Genomic DNA, 8,024 nt, shown 5'->3' on the forward strand with positions numbered 1-8,024 from the left:
TTAGGTGATATGATGTCTTTCATTAAAAAAATTTGTTTTGTAGTCATATTGAGTTTAATTGTTTGCACTGCGGTTAGCGGAGATGATAGTATGGATGATTTAGTTAAAGTCAAAATCAATGATGAGGTATTTGATGTTAAATTGGAAAACAATTCTGCAACACAGGAATTTATTAAAGAGCTGAAAAAAGGCAACATCACAGTCAATGCATCTGAATATGGTGGTTTTGAAAAAGTGGGAGATTTAGGCTTTTCACTTCCAACAAGTGATGAAAATATTGGTACCTCTCCAGGAGATATTGTATTGTATCAGGGAGACAAAATATCCTTATTTTACGGTTCCCATTCATGGAGCTATACAAAACTCGGTAAACTAGATAATGTTGACTCCAATAAGCTAAATGAAGTTCTGGGGTCCGGTGATGTCACATTGGAATTCACTTTAAAATGATTATAGATTTCATCTAATAATAAAAGTGGCTATAATGGATAACAAAAGAATGGGATAATGTTTTTTCCAAGTGATAATGTAAATCATGAAAAGATAACATTCAAAAATAGGTATTGAGTCACTTTGGTTTCAGATTTTAGAAAAAAAGAAAAAAATAAAGGATATTGTCATTTAATATTCATAGAATCCTTTACCTGCATTTATACCAGTTTCGCCTGCATCTATCTTTTCTTTAAGTTTCAGGGCAATTTTTCCCTGGGTTGTCTCAGGGTCTTTGGACCTAGGGTCCATCAGAATGATGTTATATGCAGTTACAAGACCTACGATATCTAAAATTTGGAACGGTCCATTTGGGGCACCGGTAGCAACTCTCCAGGTTAAATCAATTGTTTCCGGTTCTGCAACTTCTTCAGCCCATAAGGCCTGTCCTGCAGATAAGAACGGAACGAGCAATGAATTAAGTACGTATCCAGGTTGTTCTTTTAAGACTTTAATTGGAATCATGTTGATGTATTCTGCAAACTGGACAATGGCATCAAAGTATTTTTGTTCAGTTCCGGGATGTGGCATGACTTCTGCAGTGTTTTGGGCCCATATGTTATTTGCGAAGTGGAAGGCAAGATATTTTTCAGGTCTTCCGGTGTGTTCTGCAAATTGGCTTGGAAGTAAAGTGGATGAGTTTGTCACAACAATTGTTTTTTCTGGAAGATATTTTGCTAACTCCTCATAAAATGGAATTTTTTGATTAGGGTCTTCTGCAATTGCTTCAATTACAAGGTCAGCATCGTCCACTGCTTCTTCATAACTTGTAGTTAATTTCAGACTGTCAAATGCTTTTTGAGCTTGCTCTTTTAAAGTATCTATCTCTTCGTTGCTTAGGTCAGTTTTTTTACTGAATCCTCTGCAGTATGCAGTTTTGTCTGTTTTCATTTGTTCAAGTGTGCCTAAATAGATGTTTAGTAATCTTTCAAATTTAGGTTTGGCTCTTTCAATTGAACCTTCACTTCTTAACCAAACGGTCACATCGAATCCGCAGTATGCAGATTGATAAGCAATCTGACTGCCTAGTACTCCTCCGCCAGCTACTACAACTTTTTTAATATCCATTTAAATCACCATATAAATGTATGAATTATATTCTATCAAAAAATTAAAAAAATTAAATATAATTCGTTACTTATTATTATAAATATTTAAAATATTTAAAATTTTTTAAATGATTCTATATTTGAATTATAGTTCTAGAAATCTTCAGTTGAATAGGTATTTGGTAAACGGTGACGGTCTGAATGTTAGAATAGTCAGGGTAGGAAACCTCATGGCAAGATATTCTGCCGGTTTATTCCAGAAAACCTTTGATACAAATGCATTTTTAGGAGAACTGAGAGCAATTAAAAATATTCAGGCCATTACAGAAGATATGAATAATGACGAAATTGAAATGAGTCTTATTGACTATGTTGCAAAAGCAACTTTGGCTTTAGCAAAAACTCCTAATGAATGTAGGGTATTTAACTGTGTAAATCCAAATATAATAATGACATCATCGAAGCTTTAAACTCATTCGGTTATGACATTTATCTTATTTAGATGGGGAATTCATTGAAATATGCAGGGACAACATGGATGAAAATATCCGGGGATTAATAACTTCCGACATGTCAATTGATGAGTTGTCTGAAGATGAGTATGATGAAGAATTGGATGAATTTATTGTCAAGACAGATCAAACTAAAGAAATTCTTCATTCATTAGGTATCGATTGGCCTATATTGACTCAGGATTATCTTAGAAGTCTAATAAAATATTTAAATAAATTTAATTACTTTGAATGAAAGGTGGAGTTTTATGGAAAAGGATATTATAGCAAACATTAAATTTAAGGAATTGCTGCTGCCAACTTTGCTGATTGCAATGGCATTAAACATTTCCGCAGTTTTTGATTCGTTTTTTGTATCTTCCTTAATTGGTGAGAGTGCATTGGCGGCAATTCAAGTTTTTGAACCGGTAGTATTATTTATAACAATTTTAGAATGGCTGTTTGGGCTAGGTGGTCAGATATTATCTTTAAACTGCAAGGGAGAATTTGATGAATATGGAAGCAATAAGTATTTCACTATAGCTATTGAAAGTACTGTAATAATATGTATAATAATGGTGATTGTATGCAGTCTCTTTGCTGATAGCTTAATCAACGTTTTACATCCTCCGGCTGGTGTTTTGCCTTATGTTCAGCAATATGCTCCATTCTTATTCCTATGTTTCCCAATATCCACTGGATTGGGGGTATTATCTCAGTATATTCGTGTAGACGGACAGCCAAATTTTGCATCTTATCTAATCATCATTGCTAATGTGATTAATATCATATTGGATTATGTATTTCTGGCTCACTTCCACATGGGCATCGGGGGAGCCGCATTGGCCACATTAATCGGTTATTCAGTTGCTTTAATCATTTCCCTGAAATATCACTTCGACCCTAAAAGGACATATAAATATCTCCGTTTAAAAATCAGCATTAAGGAATGGTTTGGATCCGCTTATAAAATTTGTAAAACAGGTTTCCCAAATGCAAGTACTGGTTTATTTGAGGTTTTCCTGGTTTACATTATCAATAGGATTCTTACAGTTTACTTAGGGGAAATAGGATTGGTTTCATACACTGCATGTATGGACTCTCTTTTGATTGTCAGCATACTGATTGTAGGTTTAATTGAGACATTCTCCTCCATTATTCCGGTATATTACTCACAGCATGACTATAAAAATGTCAAATATCTGTTTAAAAAAGCCGTCATGATTGCGCTGATTGTTGCGGTTGCATTTACAGCAATCCTGTGGATTGTGCCGGATTTGTTCCTGATGCTTTATAAGCTGAATCTATCTCCTAATGTTGAAACATTCAGGTTCACACTTAGAATGTTTTCATTATGCTTTATTCCTTCAGTATTTGCTACAGTGTTCATATTCTATTATGAAGCAATCGAAAGGAGTGCAATTGCAACAGCTTTATCTGCAATAGCAATGTTTGTAGGTCCATTATCAGCAATATTCGGATTGATGCCATTTATGGGAATCAACAGTGTTTTCATTTCCTTTGCAGTGGCAAATGTATTGACAATTATTGTAGCAATCATTTATGTTAAAGTTGTTGAACGAAGGGAACCTCAATATGGCGGATTTCTTATATTCAGAAAAGATTTGATTCCGCTTACGCAAAACTTCAATTTGCAAAACAGAAATGAGAAAAATGAAGTGACCAATCACTTAATGTCTCTTGACTGTAAGGAGGAGGAATGCAAAAATGTTGAGTCCATATTGAATTTCATATTTGACAATAATGATGAGGATGTTGCCGTGGAGGTTCTTGTCATTGACTATGAGGACAATATTGCTGTAAACATTAAATATACAGGTAAGGAAGGTTTATTTGAGGAAATCAAAAAAGAGGTTTGTGATGATGATAACCTTAAATTTACAAATGTATTGGGTTTCAACAATATAAAATATGAAATTAAAAAAAGTTAAGGTGCAATACCTAATAACTAAATAATCTCCTCTGCATTCACTAAACTGAAAAACATTAAAATATTAGTATGCCCGCCTTTGTAATGCATCATGAATTATATAATGGAGGGCATTTTGCATTTTTAAGATAATTTAAAAATTATCTTTTATTATTTTTTTTAATATCGAGCTTGAATTTATTCTGAAAAAATTATTTATAAACTATTGGAAATATATAATATTATAATAAATAAATTTCAGGTTTGATATAAATGAGTTATAACACAGATGATTCTTTTAAACAATATTCATCAAAAATATGGGTCAATTTTGATGAATCAACATTAATTTCCCCAAATCTAACTGGTGAAAAAGAGAAAGGTTTAATCGAAAAATCAGAATGTGAGATTAAAAAAGAAAATCTGATTGAATTTGCAGAGTCCAATTCAATTTCAATCAATGTTCTGTTATTGGCGGGTTTAACTTTAACACTCAACAAATTTAATTTTTCAGATGAAGCATTAATATTCAATCAGAATAATGTTCCATTTGCCGCCAAATTCGAAAACAGGCAGATATCCATTAGGACATTTTTAGAAAAAATTAATGAGGATTATAATGCTGCCTTGAAATTCGATGAATGTTATGATAGTGAGGATTTTCATTTAAAACCCGAATTCTATTATGTTTTTGATGAAGATTTAAAGTCAGATGTCGAATATTCCAATTATTTAAGAATCGTTGAAAATGATGAAAACATCTTATTGTCTTTATTTTACAATAATGAATTATATACAAAGGAATTCATTGATTTATTCATATCAAGCCTTGAAAAAATCATAGACATTGTGATTGATTCAGACATTGACGAAACCGACATCTGTGACATTGCTCTTGTAAATGAGGAGGAAATCACTTTCGCTGAAGTTGATCTTCCTTTTATCCATAAGCGTTTTGAAAGACAGGCAATTGAAAAGGGAGATGAAGTGGCTCTTGTTGCATGTGATGCCACCTTAACCTACAATCAATTAAATGAAAAGGCAAACATCATTGCAAATTCATTAATAGAAAAGGGAATTGAACCTAAAAGCAATATTTTAATCAAGCTTTCAAGAAACAGCAATTTGATTGCATCTATTTTAGCTATCCTGAAAGCGGGATGTGCGTTCATTCCTATTGACCCGGATTATCCTCAAGAAAGGATTAATCATATTTATGAAAACAGTCAGGCGGATTATATCATCTCTGAAGAATCTGGAGAAAACTCATTGGACATTAGCGATTTGCTTGAAGGCAACAACACAGAAAATCCTGATGTTGATGTCGGCGCTGATGATTTGGCTTATATAATCTACACCTCAGGATCCACTGGAATTCCGAAGGGAGTAATGATAACTCATAAAAATGTATGTAACCATGTGGAAAACAATTCTTTATCGAGGTATAGAAGCATATTAAGCATTGCAACAATTTCATTCAACATATCACTGCACGATATTCTGACAGGAGTAACAAACGGTATTAAATTAATCTTTGCAAGTGATTTGGAAATAAAAAACATTGTAAATCTTATTGGCCTAATTAAGGAACAAAATCCTGAAGTTATGGTGGTAACTCCTTCAAGAATAATATCCTATTTTGAAATTGATGAATTCGGGGATGTAATTTCCTGTTTTAAATCTATTTTTATGGGTGGTGAACCATTCTCTCCAAATGCTTTCAATCTTATCAAAGATAACTGTGATGCTTCAGTATTTAATGGTTATGGACAAAGTGAAGTCGTTTCGGGAGCACTTTCTAAAGAGATAATAGATCCAAATAATATAACCGCTGGAAAATCCTTGAAAAATTCCATATCTGACATTAGGGATATTGATGGAAAATTAGTGCCTGATGGGGTAATGGGTGAATTATACATTGGCGGACCTAATGTTGGGAAAGGATATTATAATTTGGATGAAACTAAAGATGTTTTCATTGAAATCAATGGAATCCCATACTGTAAAACTGGCGATTTTGCAATCAAAACACCTGACAATGAATTTGTCATTAAAGGAAGAAAGGATAATCAAATCAAATTAAGAGGATTTAGAATTGAAATAGATGAGATTAAATTTAACATCGGCAACTACCCAAACATTAAGGAAAATGTTGTTGTAATTAAGGAAATTAACAACAACTCTCACTTATGTGCATATTATGTTGCTGATGGGGAAATTGATAAGGCTTCGCTGAAAAGTTATTTAAGTGAAAATTTGGCCAATTATATGGTTCCAACTGCATTCATGCAGCTTGACGAAATTCCAAAAAATCCAAACGGCAAAGCGGATTTGAATCAATTGCCTGAACCGGAACTGGAATTTGAAAACATTTCTCCTGAAAATGACACTGAAGAAAAGTTATTTAAAATGTTGAATGACTGTGGTGATGGTTTTGGTGTAACCGATGATCTCTATGCTCTTGGATTCACATCCCTATCTTTAATGAAATTCAATGCGGCGATTTATGAGGAGTTCAACGTTAATCTGGACATTTCAGAATTATTGAAAACTCCTACAATACGACACATTGCTAATTGTATTGAAATTGCCGAGTTTGACGAGGATTTAGATGAACTGATAAAATCTTCAAATGACATTACATTTTATCCATTGATGGACAATCAGCTGGGAGTGTATTATGAATGTGCTCAAAATCCTGATGAGGCCCAATACAATCTTCCGACTCTAATCAGGTTCGATAAGTCAATCGATGCATTAAAATTAAGGGATTCTATTATTAAAACAATTGATGCATATCCTTATCTCAAAACAAGAATAGTCCTTCATGAGGGGCAATTGATGCACAAGAGGGATGATTCGATAGCTGTTGAGGAAATTCCAATCATTGAAATAGATGACATTTCTGATAGGGAAATAGAAAAAGAAGATGTCAAAAGATTTGAATTATTGGATAATCAGCTGTTCAGAGCCAAAATATATAAAACTAATGATGAAATAATTTTATTCTTTGATATCCATCATATAATATCCGATGGGGAATCCGTTGGAGCATTATTCAATAACATCGCCAATGCATACAATGGCAAAGAGATAGAAAAAGAAGTCTTTAATGGTTATGTCTGTTCTCTGATTGAAAATGAGGATAAGGGCAGCGATGAGTATGCTGCAAGCGAAAGGTATTTCCGTGACCAGTTGTCAAAAGAAGTTGACTCAACCATTTTGACTCCTGATTTGAGCAATGATGAAAACATTGCCAGATTGCAATCCATTTCTGAAAATATCGATTTGAAATTAATAAAAGAATTCTGTGCAGATAAAAGAATTTCGCCGAACATACTGTTCATGGCAAGCACAATACTGGCATTGAATAAGTACACATTCACCGATAAGACATTGCTGACTACAATTTTCAACGGCAGAATGAATTCTAATTATAAGAACACTCAGGCATTTCTAGTCAAAACCTTGCCGATTGTCTCCATTAATGATGAGAGAAACATATCCATCAGGCAGCTTTTCAATCAAATCGATGAAATATGGAAAAATGGAATCAGACATAGCAATTATCCATATATCAAAATCGCCGATGAATTCAATTTAAAGCCTGAATTCATGTACACCTACAACAGTCTCGAATTTGGAAACATCATATTGGATAATAACGTGTATGGTATTAAAAGGTTGAATTCCCTTGAAACAGACTATAAGGTAACTTTCAATGTCAATGAAAATGAGGAAGATCTGGAATTGGAAATATTGTACAATAACGGTTTTTACAGTGAAAAATACATTAAAACTTTCTTGAACAGTGTTTTATCCATTGTGAATCAATTCATTGATGGAAATATCGAACAATTGAAGATTAATGAAATAGAATTGAATCCACGCGATGAATTGCCTACCTTTTCACCGGTTGAAAATCCGATTTTACATAAACGCTTTGAAAATCAGGCCGTTGAAAAGGCGGATGATGTTGCATTGGTTGCCTGTGATGCCACTTTAACTTACTGGCAGCTGAATGAGAAAAGTAATCGGATTGCAAATGCATTAATCCGCAGGGGA

General features: G+C 33.3%; 6 protein-coding genes. 5 read left to right on the top strand and 1 reads right to left on the bottom strand.

All coding sequences use genetic code 11. From position 1 onward, the window contains the following. Positions 1-12: 12 nt before the first annotated feature. A complete protein-coding gene (locus QZ138_RS09100; protein ID WP_292888739.1) occupies positions 13-450 on the top strand; it encodes a cyclophilin-like fold protein in 438 nt (145 codons plus the stop codon). Positions 451-621: 171 nt separating this feature from the next. On the opposite strand, the gene QZ138_RS09105 is transcribed toward QZ138_RS09100, so the two are convergent. Further along, a complete protein-coding gene (locus QZ138_RS09105) occupies positions 622-1,557 on the bottom strand; it encodes a 3-hydroxyacyl-CoA dehydrogenase (protein WP_292888740.1) in 936 nt (311 codons plus the stop codon). A gap of 121 nt (positions 1,558-1,678) precedes the next feature. Between QZ138_RS09105 and QZ138_RS09110 the strand changes: the two genes are divergently transcribed. The 4 genes from QZ138_RS09110 to QZ138_RS09125 all read left to right on the top strand — a co-directional run. Continuing rightward, positions 1,679-2,008: a hypothetical protein gene (locus tag QZ138_RS09110; RefSeq protein ID WP_292888741.1), complete on the top strand. Its 330-nt coding sequence runs from the start codon at positions 1,679-1,681 to the stop codon at positions 2,006-2,008. A 64-nt stretch (positions 2,009-2,072) separates the two neighbouring features. Then, the gene (locus QZ138_RS09115) at positions 2,073-2,285 is read left to right on the top strand and encodes a hypothetical protein (RefSeq protein WP_292888742.1); all 213 of its coding nucleotides are present in this window, start codon (positions 2,073-2,075) and stop codon (positions 2,283-2,285) included. A 13-nt stretch (positions 2,286-2,298) separates the two neighbouring features. Then, the gene (locus tag QZ138_RS09120) at positions 2,299-3,981 is read left to right on the top strand and encodes an MATE family efflux transporter (protein WP_292888743.1); all 1,683 of its coding nucleotides are present in this window, start codon (positions 2,299-2,301) and stop codon (positions 3,979-3,981) included. Positions 3,982-4,232: 251 nt separating this feature from the next. Continuing rightward, positions 4,233-8,024: amino acid adenylation domain-containing protein (locus QZ138_RS09125; RefSeq protein WP_292888744.1), on the top strand; the 3,792-nt coding region annotated here is incomplete at its 3' end.

This window comes from Methanobrevibacter sp. UBA212 (genome assembly GCF_905233225.1).
Taxonomy (GTDB): Archaea; Methanobacteriota; Methanobacteria; order Methanobacteriales; family Methanobacteriaceae; genus Methanocatella.

Excerpts from the sequence above, each read along its gene's own strand:
- QZ138_RS09100 (WP_292888739.1), top strand. The coding sequence starts at position 13 with ATGTCTTTCATTAAAAAAATTTGTTTTGTAGTCATATTGAGTTTAATT.
- QZ138_RS09120 (WP_292888743.1), top strand. The coding sequence starts at position 2,299 with ATGGAAAAGGATATTATAGCAAACATTAAATTTAAGGAATTGCTGCTG.
- QZ138_RS09115 (WP_292888742.1), top strand. The coding sequence starts at position 2,073 with ATGGATGAAAATATCCGGGGATTAATAACTTCCGACATGTCAATTGAT.
- QZ138_RS09105 (WP_292888740.1), bottom strand. The coding sequence starts at position 1,557 with ATGGATATTAAAAAAGTTGTAGTAGCTGGCGGAGGAGTACTAGGCAGT.